Origin of the sequence: Pseudoalteromonas ruthenica (assembly GCF_008808095.1) — a bacterium.
GTDB classification, from domain to species: domain Bacteria; phylum Pseudomonadota; class Gammaproteobacteria; order Enterobacterales; family Alteromonadaceae; genus Pseudoalteromonas; species Pseudoalteromonas ruthenica.
In genome coordinates, this window is the sequence record NZ_CP023397.1 from 529,833 (window position 1) to 542,100 (window position 12,268).

The window sequence follows — 12,268 nt, forward strand, 5'->3', positions numbered from 1 at the left end:
TCGTGTTCGAATACGTGCGTTCGTGGTATCAAAGAAAGTTTTCTGACCCTCACTCTGTCACCTTATTGCTGTTGCTCGTTGCAGCGTTTGCCATTCTCTACTTCTTCGGTAACTTGTTGATGCCTGCGTTGGTCGCAGTGGTGGTGGCGTACCTTTTAGACTGGCCAGTGGCCCGCTTACAGCGCTTGGGTTTATCACGACTCTTGGCCACCGTGGTGGTGATGGCCTTATTTTGCTCGTTAGTTATTGGCAGCTTATTTGGGATTGGGCCCGTGTTGTGGCAACAAACCAGTAATCTAGTACAAGAGGCGCCAACCATGCTTGAGCAAGGAAAACATTATTTGTTGCACTTGCCCATAGACTACCCAACTCTCATTTCGCCCGAACAGGTCCGTTCGGTGGTCAGCAGTGTTGAGTCTAAAGCGGTGGAGCTTGGGCAAACCTTGGTGTCATTTTCTTTAACCTCACTTAAAGATGTGGCCGCATGGCTTATTTATCTGATATTAGTGCCACTACTGATATTTTTCATGCTCAAGGATAAGGCGCAACTGGTCCAAAGCATGAGTTCGCTGCTGCCCAAACAACGCCGTCTAATCCATCAGGTGTGGATAGAAATGAACCAGCAAATTATGAACTATATCCGAGGTAAAGTGTTTGAGATTGTGATTGTTGGTGGTGTGTCGTTTGTGGTGTTTACCATTTTCGACCTGCGGTACGCGGCGCTGCTGGGTGTGTTAGTGGGCTTTTCAGTTCTTATTCCCTTTATTGGTGCGGCGTTGGTGACGATTCCTGTGGCTGCCGTTGCGTTGTTTCAGTTTGGACTCGGTAGCGAGTTTTGGTCAGTGCTCGTGGCCTACGGCATTATTCAAGCACTTGATGGTAACGTGTTGGTGCCCTTACTCTTTTCAGAAGCAGTGGACTTGAATCCGGTCTTTATTATCGTCGCGGTGCTGTTTTTTGGTGGCCTGTGGGGTTTTTGGGGGGTCTTTTTCGCAATCCCACTGGCGTCACTGGTGCGTGCGCTTATTAATGCGTGGTCTAGCAGTGCTGATGAACCCCATCAAAGCATGCCCAAAGCGTTAGTCGAGGAAATGAACAACGATTAAAAATATCGATAGATTGCTGCTTCTATGCAGCAATCTCCTTTTACTCTTTACAAGCCCCCCTGTTGCCGCACGAGTTATACGATAAACTCATAAAACCTCGGTTTATTCGAACAAATTAGTCTTACTGCGTTGAGTGCTTATGTGTACAATGGTTATAAGTTATAGCTAATAGTAATATAGTGTCTTATGTCGCAGCGTTTCTTCACCCAGCCTAGCCAAGATCTGGTTTATCTTGATGCCAATGCCACCACCCCGGTGCTGCCGTGTATTGCCGATGTGGTGTCACATACCATGCAAGTGTGTTTTGGAAATCCTTCAAGCTCTCATATAACCGGCGTGCAAGCGAAATATTTATTGGAGCAAACGCGCAATAAGGCACGCCAGGTGATAGGTGCGCAAAATGGCGATATTCTTTTCACCTCAGGTGCGACCGAAGGAATTCAAACGGCAGTGGTATCCACGCTGCTGGCAAACCGTCATAAAGCCACCGAGCACAGTGTATTGCTGTATGGGGCGACTGAGCACAAGGCCGTGCCAAATACCCTGAAGCACTGGAACGAAGTATTAGGGCTTGGGGCAAAAGTTTTGGCGATTCCGGTGGACAAAGATGGCTTGCTAGATAGCCAATTTATTGCAGAGCACGTGGGCCAAGCATTAATGATATGTACCATGGCGGTGAATAATGAAACCGGCGTATATCAAGACTTAGGTGCACTCGAGAAAGTGATCCGAGCGCATAATCCGCAAGTGTCTTGGATGGTCGACTGCGTTCAAGCTCTTGGTAAACAGGCGTTGGCCTTAAGTGATACCACAATTGATTATGCCCCTTTTTCTGGGCATAAACTCTACGCACCTAAGGGAATAGGCTTTTTGTATATTCGCGAAAATAGCCCCTATACCCCATTCATCGCCGGAGGGGGTCAAGAAAGTGGTATGCGCTCAGGAACAGAGAACCTACCCGGTATCGCCGGTTTGTATGAACTATTTGAACTACTGCTAGATTCTAAGCAAGCGGTGTTCAAACCTGTGTGCACCTTGCATCAATACCGCGACCAACTTATTAGTGCCTTAGAGCAAACCTTTGGTGATATCACCTTTAATGCGCCTTTGGCATCAACGGTGCCGACGACACTGAACTTTTGCGTGAATAGCTTGACCTCAAAAGAGGTGATGGATTTGTTCGATGCTGCGGGGATCCGCGTTAGTGGCGGCTCAGCCTGTAGCTCCGGCGCATCGCGCAGTTTCGTACTTGATGCCATGGGTGTTAGCGACTGGCAAAGCGAAAATGCCATTCGCATGTCCTATGGTCCAGCTGCCAGCGCTGCAGATATCGCTTTGGCCTGTGAGCGTATTTGTGCGTTAAAACCAGTGCTTAGGAATCATTGTCTCATTGTCTCTGATGCTCATCAGCCAGAGCAAGAGGTCTGTGCATTGGGGCTCACACAATTGCGCCATCAAGGCAGTTGTTGTTGGCTATTTGTCGCTGACAATAATGACGCAGTGATAGTCGACCCCATTGTTGAATTGGTGCCTCGCCTGACTCGGTTAGTAAAGCAGCAGCAACTGCGGGTCAAAGCCGTACTAGAGACTCACCGACATCAAGATAAAGATTCTGCTCGCTCGCTGTTGGCGCAGCGCTTAGAAGTCGATGCAAGTGGCGAGCTTGGGTGGTCTCATGGTGAGGCTATTGCTCTTGGTTCACACCAATTAAGCCGTGTTACCACGCCAGGGCACAGCAGTGACAGTGTCAGTTATTTACTTTCTCAAAACGAGCATATTGAAGCCTGTTTCTGTGGCGATTTGCTTGTTTGGGGTGGCCTGGGCAGTACTCAATTCGACGATGCCAGTTGCGAGCAAATGGCGCAGTCGCTGAAATTACTCAGTCAATTACTTGAACAAAATACGGTTATTTGCCCAGCGCACGACTACGAACAGTGCTTTGCCATGACCTGGCAGGCACAGTGCCAAGCCAGTGAGCTGTTGGCAGCCTTATTACAAGGGGAGCTCGACCATGAGCAGTTTGCTTTGCGTAAAGATCAATTAGATCAGCGCCAAGGCGAGCAATGCGGCGCCTTATGTGGCTTTAGCCTAGCCCCCGTCAAGGCAAGTGGGGCACAGCTGAGCGCACAGCAGTTGCAGCAGTTACTGCATGAGCACAGCGACACTACTGTAGTACTTGATGTACGTGAGCCCTATGAACACGGAGCAACGGATATTCGCAGCCTATTTACGCTAGCGCCAGAACAGCTTATTAATATCCCACTTAGTCGGCTCGCGAATGCATTGCTGACGCAACAGCTGGACCAAAGTAAACACTATGTATTGATCTGTCGTACAGGGAATCGCTCTGGACAGGCTATCAGTAACTTAAAAGCCTTAGGTTTTGAGCACGTGTATAACTTGCAAGGTGGGCTCGCACTTGTATGATGGAAGGGTATTCACAGTCCAAGGAACCTTTATGAGTCAAGTGTTTATCCGCGATGCGGTGATCAATGATGTGCCGCTTATCTACCATTTTATCAATCAACTCGCTATTTATGAGAAAGAGCCGGACGCGGTCACTGCCACGGAGCAGGACATTGAGCGCACATTGTTCGGTGAAAGAGCGACCGCCCATAGTGTGATTTGCTTTGATAGTGAGGCGCCTGATGCTGAGCCAATCGGCTTTGCAGTGTACTTTTTCAATTATTCTACTTGGTTGGGCCGCAATGGCCTGTACCTTGAGGACTTATATGTTAGCGAAGATAAGCGAGGTCGAGGTGCAGGCAAGGCATTGATGCAATTTCTTGCCCGTCGCGCGATTGAAAAAGACTGTGGCCGTTTTGAGTGGGTGGTGCTCGATTGGAACAAGCCAGCGATTGACTTCTATGAGAGTATCGGCGCGCAAGCACAAGGTGAGTGGATTATCTATCGCTTAGATGGTGAGCAGCTGCACCAGTTTGCGCAATGAGGTTAGTAAATTAATATTATAAATAAAAATAATTTGCATTAACGTTTATCTGTGTTTAAGGTAGTGATATGATCCACAGCGACGTGAATGTAAATCAGTATGAGCCAATCTCCATTAACTGACTTGCCGTGGGTGCAATCCGCACTCACCCCTTGGCAAGTCGATATTCAAGCCGGTAATCACGCATTCAACGCTAAGCAGTGGCACCTCGCCAGAGATAAATACACTGTTGCTTACCAACTTAGCTATCGCTTGATGGCGCAATTTTTAACGTTAAAAGATGAGGGTGTGCGTTGCCAAGCATTGGCGCAATGTAGCCCTGCCATGGTAGTGGCCGCCCATAACCTCGCAGATACGTACATTCGCCTTGGTAACCTAAGTGGCGCTGCACACACGCTTACTCAAGTGCATGCCAATATGCTGGCGTTGCGTCAGCACTCTGATCCAAGTGTCATGCACATTGGCGCTATCCATAGTGATAAAACCTATGCGCAACTGATGCACTTCGCCAAGCTCTATGGCCCCAACCCTGAAACTCATAAGCAACTACAACACGCGCTTAATCAGCACAGTGTTACACACCCCACTTTTCACTAAATAAGGAGTGACGATGGCATTTCAACTTCCAGAATTAGCTTATGGTTATGATGAACTGGAGCCTCATATTGATGGCCGTACCATGGAAATTCATCATACTTTACATCACCAAACCTACATCAATAAGGCCAATGACGCCTTGAAAGACAGCGAATATGAAGGCAAAGGGGCACATTGGTTGTTGCGTAACATCGCTAAGATAGATGAGGCACTGAGACCTGCGGTCCGTGATCACGTCGGTGGGCATGCCAATCACAGTTTGTTTTGGCAGGTGATGAGCCCCTCAGGTGGCACTGAGCCACAAGGTGCGTTAGCTCAGGCTATCAAAAGTGACATAGGGAGCTGGGAGGCATTTAAAAAGCAGTTTACGCAGGCGGCGTTAACGCAGTTTGGAAGTGGTTGGGCATGGCTGGTGGTTGATAGTAGCCATCGACTTCAGGTGGTCAACAGTGCCAATCAAGATAGCCCACTAATGGATGGATTAACGCCTATTCTAGGTTTGGATGTATGGGAGCATGCATACTACTTACAGTACCAAAATCGCCGACCAGAATATATTGAAGCCTTTTATGAGGTCATAGATTGGCAAGCGGTGGAGGCGCTTTTTGATCAAGCAACAGGGCGCTAAGTTAATTTTATATTGAGTGTAAAATCTGGCTAGGTATTCGCGCATTTTACGATAAGCTGATCACAAGACTTAAAGTAAAGTGAGTGTAGAGCATGTATCCCCCAGATATCTGCCAAACAGCCCGGATGAGCCGTGACAAGCGCTTTGATGGGCTCTTTTACGTTGCAGTGCGTAGTACCGGCATTTATTGTCGGCCTATTTGCCCAGCCCCTGCGGCAAAAGAGCATAACGTGCAGTATTATCAGCATGCACATCAGGCAGCCTTAGCCGGCTTTCGACCCTGTTTGCGCTGTCGGCCCGATGCCAGTCCAGGCAGTTATCCTTGGCTGGGCGCGCAAACAACCGCACTGCGTGGCAAAAAGTTAATTGATCAAGGGCAATGGCGTGAGGGAGGGTTACCCGCGCTGGCGGCGCGCCTAGGGGTGTCGCAAAGTTATATAAGTCAATTATTCAAACGACATTATGGTATCGCACCTGGCCAATACGCCCAGTTTGTCCAGTGCCAGTTTGCCAAACAGCTATTGCAGCAAACACAGCTAAAAATTACTGACATTGCATTCGCTTCAGGCTTTAACAGTGTCCGGCGCTTCAATGATGCATTTAAACAGCTTCTAAAGCTCACTCCGAGTGATATTCGTAGCCGAAAGTCGCCTACGCAGCAGCATATTAATTTGTTTTTAAGTTTTCGCCCGCCTTATGACTGGCCTTCTATGCAACAGTTTTTAGCAAAGCGGGCGGTCGACCCTGTAGAGTGGGTTGACGCCAACAGCTATGGTCGCACCTTTGAGTATGCATCCTGTAAGGGCCAGTTTAATGCTGTTTTTGACCGGGCCAAACAAGGCTTTTGGGTTGATATTACCCTCACGGATTGGTCTCATTTACAGGCTGTAGTGGCGAACATTCGCCGTGTTTTAGATTTGGATGCTGATACCGAGGTGATAAATCAGCAACTACATCGTGCTTTCGGGGAGTCTCTGCCGCTTAAACAAGGGCTCAGGCTGCCAGGCATTTGGGAGCCGTTTGAAGCGGGCATCAGGGCGGTGTTAGGGCAACAAGTCAGCGTTAGTGCTGCAAGACAGTTAAGCAAAACTTTGGTGGCATCGCTCGGTGATGAAGGGCGCTATTTTCCAAGTGCTCACCAAGTGGCGCAAAGTGAGCTTAGCTTTTTTAAAATGCCCGCAAGGCGTAAACAGGCGCTTATTGATTTAGCCCGGCATGTGAGCAGCCATGGCATTGACGATGTAGACGCTTGGTTAACCATAAAAGGTATCGGCCCTTGGACTGTAAACTATGCGAAAATGCGTGGTCTGAGCGACCCTGATATCTATTTAGGGGGGGACTTGGGGGTCAAAAAAGCGCTGCAACATTTGCCGAGCCTAGACCCCGAAGCCTGTGCGCCGTTTCGTTCTTATTTAACCTTTCAGCTATGGCAACAATTATGACTATGTACCAAACAACGCTAGAGACGCCGATAGGCGCCTTGTTAATCCAAGCCACCGATCATGGCCTGTGTTATGTCGGCTTTGATATGGGCCGTGCCCAAAATGGCCTTAGTTGCAACAATGACCTGCTAAATCAGGCACTCTATCAGCTACAGCAGTACTTTGATGGTACTCGGCAAACATTTGATGTGGCTATTGATGTCGCCGGCACTGATTTTCAAAATCAGGTGTGGAATGCATTGATGACGATAGGTTATGCAACTACATGCAGCTATGGTGATATTGCCAAGTTATTAAATAACCCTAATGCAGTGCGCGCCGTGGGCGCAGCGAATGGCAAAAACCCTATCAGTATTATCGTGCCTTGCCATCGTGTTATCGGCAGCAACGGCACCTTGACTGGCTATGCCGGTGGAGTGGACAAAAAACAATGGTTGCTAGCGTTTGAACAGGCCCATTACGACGACTAAACTAAAACACAATCAATTCAGCTAAGTGGTCTTAAATGGTTCGGTTCCTCCTTTTTATGATGGTTATAACAGTTGTTTGTTGCCGCGTCGCATTGGCAGCTAACACTAATCTGCGAATAACCCTTTGTTATGAGGACAAAGAGGTGGTGCCGTTTTACATGGGACAAACCCGAGAGGTGCCTACCCACAACCCCGGTGCTAACATAGAAGTGATCCAACAATTGCAGTCACGTCTAGAGAACGTGCGTTTTGCATTTATTCGCAGACCTTGGAAGCGCTGTTTAGATATGGTTGAAAAGGGCGAAGCGCAAGCATTAATAGGCAGCTATCGAAAGCAACGACTCTCTCGGCTGCGTTATCCTATGATTAATGATGACGTTGATACAGATCGTGCACTGAGTAAAGTGGGAAGTTGTTTTATTGGCAATCGTGAATTTCATGAGTTCTGGCCAAGAAGACACTATTTGCAACAGCAAGGTGTGGCGATTGCCTTGCCGCATGGTTACGCTATTGCCCAGCGCTTAAACGATCAGCCAGTTTTTGTGCATTTTGTTTTTTCGCAGCAAGACGCATACCGGCTACTGGCCAACAGGCGTGTACACGCAGTGATGGATTTTTGCCAAGTTGGTAATCAGAACCTATATGTTGAGCCCGCCGATATCCAAGGGGTGAGCCCACTTTATCCGCCTTTTGATGTGCACTATGGCTATCTCATATTCGCACCAAAATTTTACCAGGCCTATCCGCACAGAGTGGAACGTATATGGGATGCGCTAAAAGGCTTGGATACTACTGCTATTTACCGACGCTATCTACAAATTCGCGATTAGTGTTGTTTAAAGCTCTCAGAGAGGAGATATGACTTTCATAAAGCCTTAGTGTAAGCTTGGCGCGCGAAAAAAATGGATAACAATCACTATGGCTCAACTCTATTTCTACTACTCGGCGATGAATGCTGGAAAGTCCACAACCTTACTGCAATCGGCTTTTAACTATCGTGAGCGCGGTATGCGCCCTATGATTATGACTGCCGCGATAGACGACCGTTCAGGTGTTGGTAAGGTTGCCTCGCGAATTGGCTTGCAGGCCGATGCCTATGTCTTTGACGGTGAGTCTGATGTGTTTGCACTTATCCAACAGCAGCACCAAATCCAGCCGGTAAACTGTGTGTTGGTGGATGAAAGCCAGTTTTTATCGAAGCAGCAAGTGTGGCAGCTCACCGAGGTTGTCGATCAGTTGCGCATCCCGGTTTTATGTTATGGTCTACGCAGTGACTTCCTTGGTGAACTCTTTGTCGGTTCACAATATTTATTAGCCTGGGCCGATAAGCTGGTGGAGCTAAAAACCGTATGCCACTGCGGCCGCAAAGCCAACCACGTACTGCGCTATGACAGCGAAGGAGCGGTGGTTGCCAGTGGCGACCAAGTGCAAATTGGTGGTAACGAGCGCTATGTTTCCGTGTGTCGTAAACATTATAAGCAAGCGCTCAATGACCCGAGTACCACTCAGCAAAGCAATTGTTCTAAGCGTGCTTGACGTTCACTCTGTGGCATAAAACTCCAAGCAAGAAAGCGGCTGACTTTTTGCCCTAGGGCCATATTCACCACCTCAATATTGATGGCCCCAGCCTTACGCAAGGTGTTTTTGAGGGCCCTGAGGTTGTCTTTTTTTGAAATCAATGAGCTAAACCACAGTACCTGCTCGGCATAATGGCTGCTTTCTAAAATCATATCGCGCACAAAGCCAAGTTCGCCACCTTGGCACCACAGCTCATTGGCACGACCGCCAAAGTTGAGGTGCGCCCCTTTTGCTTGGCCTTTAAGGTTACGCCATTTACGCTCACTCCCAGCCTGTGCGCTTTGTTCGCTGTCGTGAAAAGGCGGATTACACAGGGTGGCGACTAAGGTATCTTGGGCTTTAACTATGCCGTTAAAATAACTACTTGGACGTTTTTGTTGTTGTACCTTGATAGGTAATTGATTGAGTTGTGCTAACTGCTTAGCGAGCTTGACAGACTGGGGGTCGATATCACTGGCAACAAACTGCCAGTTAAATAGTTTATGACCTAAGATAGGGTAAATGAGCGATGCGCCGGTACCCACATCCAACACTCTTACTTTATGATGCGCGACATCTAAGCCGCTGTCGTTGGCAAGTAGGTCGTGTAAGTGGTGCACATAATCGGCTCGCCCGGGAACCGGGGGGCATAAAAAGCCGCTGGGTAAATCCCATATATCAATGTGATAATGGTGCTTGAGCAGTGCTTGGTTGAGTGTTTTTAACGCGTTTGGGTCGCTGAAATCGATACTTGGCTGGCCATCGCGCCGAGTAATAATGTGGTTCTCTAAGCTAGGTAAGCTTCGACACAAGGCGTCGAAATCATAGCCGTTGGCGTGACGGTTCTTCGGATGCAAGGGCAAACTCTATTCCGCTAAAAGCACCATTATAGAGAAAATCACTCTGTTGCTGTAGTGCTTTATGACTGACGAAGAGCGCTACATGCGTTCATATTGCTCATTTTTAGTTTCATTGCTTTTCTTTACACCACTGGCCTAGTCACCATGCGAGCATAGCTGTTGTGGCTAAATAGTGACTGAATTATGTTACTTGTTGATAACATTTGATGCTGGTACGATGAGTAAAAAAGAATAAGCAGTATCAAGTATGAGCGATATTATTCAACAGTCGGTATATATTGATTACAGTGAGCAGCAAACCCTTCATTTACGTTATATTGCGCAAGATAACGCCACAGGTCCAGCCATCTTTTTTATGCATGGTGCTGTTGAAAATGGCAAGATTTTTTATACGCATTCGAATAAAGGATTAGCGCCTTTTTTAGCTAAACATGGATATCGATGTTATGTCGCCGACTTATGTGGTCGTGGCGAAAGTAAGCCATCAATAGGCCCTGGGGCCAGTTATGGGCAAACCGAGGCTATATGTCATGAAATTCCAGCGTTTTTGAGCAAAATAACGGAGCATGCCGGTGAATTTCCTCGTTTTTGGGTCGCTCACTCTTGGGGCGGTGTGTTATTCAACAGTGTCTTTGCTCGCTTTCCTGAGTACATAAAGAAAGTCAGCGCCTGTGCATATTTTGGATCCAAGCGCTCATTGTATAACCGTCACCCTAGTAAATTCCTTAAAGGTAATTTGGTGTGGTATTGGTTGGCGCCAAAAAAAGCGAAGAAATATGGCTATTTGCCTGCGCGTAAACTGAAGTGGGGCAGTGATGACGAAACCGTTAAATCACACTATCAAAGTATGCAGTGGGCAAAGGTTAGGCCTTGGATTGATAGCGACGATGGTTTTGATTATGGCCATGCCATTAAACGCTTGGCGTTACCGCCAACGTTGCACATTGCAGGGGTGAAGGATAAAGCGCTGGCACAACCCATAGATATAAAGAAGTTTATGCAAGAGTCAGGTTGTGGCATCCAAGAATTTAAGTTGTACGGGCGCAGTCATGGCCATCACCATGACTACGGTCATATTGACATGCTTACTCATCCCCAAGCGCAGCGGGATCAGTTTCAGGATGTACTGGCCTGGTTTTCACGCTACGGCTAAAGCATTCGCTAAAGGCTTGCTCATATTCTTTGTAAGCTTTGTTCGCATCTTTATAGACGGGTTCACGCACTTGATGGCGACTCAAGGTTGTCACCGCGTGATGTGATTCAAAATAGCGCAAGCATTGTTGTGTGTAACTTAACTCTAGTTTACTGAATATTTTACGTAAGGACTGTTCAGGTTCTTGCACTAATTGTTCGTAATGTATCGTGATCAGGTTTTCACCCAATGTGTCTCGCCAGTGTTGCATCAAGTTATCATAGCCTTCGTAGTAACGAGCTAGGGTGTCCATATGGCAGAAAAAGGGCTCATTGGCGCCAAAGTAATGACAAAATACTGACCAAGCCATGGGCTGGAAATTACGTCTCAAATCGATAAACACGGCATTCGGCATCAGTGCTTGAATAGCTCCGAGAGCCTGAAAGTTAGCGGGGAGTTTATTGATCACGACACGGTGAGCGAGTTGATGCTTGGTCAGTTCATCAACGTACATCTGCCGCAGTCGGTTACGAATATCGGTGTTCGTATTGGCCATACAATGTGGGAAAGGAGCTTCATTGACCGCGCTCAAATAAGCCATCAGTTTGGCGCTAATAACGTCGTTTTCACCCAGGCTTGCTATGCTTGGGTGCTGACACAACATTTGCTCTAACAGGGTGGAACCCGTCCGTGGCATGCCAACAATAAACACCGGAATAAAGCTGGCCTTTAAGGTGTCTTGTTGGTCAGCAATAAAGGTTGTTGAAAACTGTGCTATGAGCGTGTTGATGTACTGCTCGAAGCCCTCGCCTAAAGGCGTACACAAGGTATATTGCATTTCATTGGCTAAACGATAGTGAGCAAAGGCCTGAGTTTTGTCACCACTGTTATGATAGCTTTTTGCCAAGCTATAATGCAGCACCACTTTGGCTTGCGTGCTGCGGCTTGCACTAAGCAGAGTGTGCATATGAGCAATCTGTTTAGAAGTAACACTATTACCTTTCAGTTGGCTTAACTCATAGTATATGTAAGGGGTGACCGGGTGATCGGGGCAGCCCAAGCCATTGAGCAGGGCCTGCTTAGCTTTTTTGATATAGCCATAGGTAAGATGGTGCAGGGCTAAGCGATAAAAGGACTCGCCGTTATGAGGAGCAATTTTGGTGCAGTAGTGCAGTACTTCATAAGCATCACTACGTTTCTCTAGGCCGTCAAATGCATCGGCAAGCGCAAATAAAGGGTCGAGTACTTTAGGGAGCCTTTGGCAGGCTTTTTGTAACAAATAGACTGCCTGAGGGTATTTCTCTAAGCGGATGGCAATGCGACCCAAACCAAACAGTGCTTCGCCTTGATTCGGGTCGGCTTCAAGCGCCGATTTAAAATGAAACTCGGCTTCCTTAAGTTTGTTTTCACTTAGCAGCTGATTAGCACGCTCTAAAATAGTCATAGTGATTCGGTAAAGCTTTTTAATTCAACATACCGTGCGGCCTGTGTCGACGCAAGCATAAAAAAGGCGGGCTTTACGCCCG

At 47.5% G+C, this 12,268-nt stretch carries 12 protein-coding genes; 10 read left to right on the forward strand and 2 right to left on the reverse strand.

The window, feature by feature from the left end:
* Positions 1-2 precede the first annotated feature (2 nt).
* The 9 genes from PRUTH_RS17560 to PRUTH_RS17600 all read left to right on the forward strand — a co-directional run bounded on the left by PRUTH_RS17560 (position 3) and on the right by PRUTH_RS17600 (position 8,729).
* A complete protein-coding gene (locus tag PRUTH_RS17560; RefSeq protein WP_022944479.1) occupies positions 3-1,106 on the forward strand; it encodes an AI-2E family transporter in 1,104 nt (367 codons plus the stop codon).
* Positions 1,107-1,292: 186 nt separating this feature from the next.
* Positions 1,293-3,533 carry an aminotransferase class V-fold PLP-dependent enzyme gene (locus tag PRUTH_RS17565; protein WP_151174054.1) on the forward strand — a complete coding sequence of 747 codons (2,241 nt, stop codon included), beginning with the start codon at positions 1,293-1,295 and terminating at the stop codon, positions 3,531-3,533.
* 31 nt (positions 3,534-3,564) lie between these two features.
* Positions 3,565-4,056: a GNAT family N-acetyltransferase gene (locus PRUTH_RS17570; protein ID WP_151174055.1), complete on the forward strand. Its 492-nt coding sequence runs from the start codon at positions 3,565-3,567 to the stop codon at positions 4,054-4,056.
* Between the two features lie 99 nt (positions 4,057-4,155).
* Positions 4,156-4,653, forward strand: coding sequence for a DUF2753 family protein (locus PRUTH_RS17575; protein WP_040643068.1), 498 nt, complete (start codon positions 4,156-4,158; stop codon positions 4,651-4,653).
* A 13-nt stretch (positions 4,654-4,666) separates the two neighbouring features.
* Positions 4,667-5,281, forward strand: coding sequence for a superoxide dismutase (locus tag PRUTH_RS17580; protein ID WP_151174056.1), 615 nt, complete (start codon positions 4,667-4,669; stop codon positions 5,279-5,281).
* 92 nt (positions 5,282-5,373) lie between these two features.
* On the forward strand, positions 5,374-6,723 hold the full coding sequence (locus PRUTH_RS17585; RefSeq protein WP_151174057.1) for a DNA-3-methyladenine glycosylase 2 family protein: 1,350 nt from the start codon (positions 5,374-5,376) through the stop codon (positions 6,721-6,723).
* Positions 6,724-6,725: 2 nt separating this feature from the next.
* A complete protein-coding gene (locus tag PRUTH_RS17590; RefSeq protein WP_138509767.1) occupies positions 6,726-7,193 on the forward strand; it encodes a methylated-DNA--[protein]-cysteine S-methyltransferase in 468 nt (155 codons plus the stop codon).
* A 143-nt stretch (positions 7,194-7,336) separates the two neighbouring features.
* Positions 7,337-8,023 carry a hypothetical protein gene (locus PRUTH_RS17595; RefSeq protein ID WP_138542788.1) on the forward strand — a complete coding sequence of 229 codons (687 nt, stop codon included), beginning with the start codon at positions 7,337-7,339 and terminating at the stop codon, positions 8,021-8,023.
* An 88-nt stretch (positions 8,024-8,111) separates the two neighbouring features.
* The gene (locus PRUTH_RS17600) at positions 8,112-8,729 is read left to right on the forward strand and encodes a thymidine kinase (protein ID WP_053910801.1); all 618 of its coding nucleotides are present in this window, start codon (positions 8,112-8,114) and stop codon (positions 8,727-8,729) included.
* On the opposite strand, the gene rlmF is transcribed toward PRUTH_RS17600, so the two are convergent.
* Positions 8,699-9,607 carry a 23S rRNA (adenine(1618)-N(6))-methyltransferase RlmF gene (rlmF, locus tag PRUTH_RS17605; protein ID WP_151174058.1) on the reverse strand — a complete coding sequence of 303 codons (909 nt, stop codon included), beginning with the start codon at positions 9,605-9,607 and terminating at the stop codon, positions 8,699-8,701. The two genes, PRUTH_RS17600 and rlmF, sit on opposite strands and share 31 nt — an antisense overlap.
* Positions 9,608-9,857: 250 nt before the next feature.
* Here rlmF and PRUTH_RS17610 point away from each other — a divergent pair, with 250 nt between their 5' ends.
* Complete coding sequence (locus tag PRUTH_RS17610; RefSeq protein ID WP_022944470.1) at positions 9,858-10,763, forward strand: alpha/beta fold hydrolase; 906 nt, start codon at positions 9,858-9,860, stop codon at positions 10,761-10,763.
* Here the strand turns inward: PRUTH_RS17610 and PRUTH_RS17615 are convergent.
* On the reverse strand, positions 10,696-12,186 hold the full coding sequence (locus PRUTH_RS17615; protein WP_151174059.1) for a tetratricopeptide repeat-containing sulfotransferase family protein: 1,491 nt from the start codon (positions 12,184-12,186) through the stop codon (positions 10,696-10,698). The genes PRUTH_RS17610 and PRUTH_RS17615 overlap by 68 nt on opposite strands.
* Between the last annotated feature and the right edge of the window lie 82 nt (positions 12,187-12,268).